The organism is Mycobacterium sp. 1164966.3, assembly GCF_001665395.1.
Taxonomy (GTDB): Bacteria; Actinomycetota; Actinomycetes; order Mycobacteriales; family Mycobacteriaceae; genus Mycobacterium.
This window is the reverse complement of record NZ_LZSG01000022.1, coordinates 1-619: the sequence shown is the minus strand read 5'-3', so window position 1 is coordinate 619 and position 619 is coordinate 1. Positions and strand designations below refer to the sequence as shown.

Sequence of the window (619 nt, the reverse complement as noted above, 5' to 3'; positions counted from 1 at the left end):
CCCACATACCCCAAGCCGACCCCGGCACCAGCCACATACAACTCACCAGCCACCCCCACCGGCACCGGACGCAACCAGCGATCCAGCACAAAAAAGCCGAGCCGAGCCAACGGCACCCCAACCGGGCTAACGATGCTGTCGACATCGTTTGCCACAATCTGTCGCAACGAAGCATGCACCGTCGTCTCGGTGGTCCCATACAAATTGAGCAACCGCGGCGATCCGGGATGACGATCCAGCCACGTCCTCAGCCGCTGTGGCTCCAGGGCCTCACCGGCGAACAACACCGCCTGCAATTCGAGCTGAGCCCCCAGCTCCGGTGCCAGCGAATCAGCGGTTTGCAACGCATAAAACGCCGAGGGCGTCTGACTCAACACGCTGACCTGTTCAGCGACCAGCAAGGCATGAAAATCCTGCGGCGAACGCGCCACCGACTCGGGCACCACCACCAACCGCCCCCCATACAGGAGCGCGCCCCAGATCTCGCACACGGAGACGTCGAAGGCCAGCGAGTGCCATTGCGACCAGACCTGTCCGGCCATCTCCATCCCGGTCTCAAGTGAGGCCAGCAGTTGGGTGACGTTGTGGTGGGTGATCGCCACCCCCTTGGGGACACCGG

At 63.5% G+C, this 619-nt stretch carries 1 protein-coding gene; it reads right to left on the bottom strand.

Annotation, left to right across the window (positions count from 1 at the left end; translation table 11 throughout):
• On the bottom strand, positions 1-619 hold a 619-nt coding region (locus A9W99_RS08045), incomplete at both ends, for an AMP-binding protein (protein ID WP_156623012.1).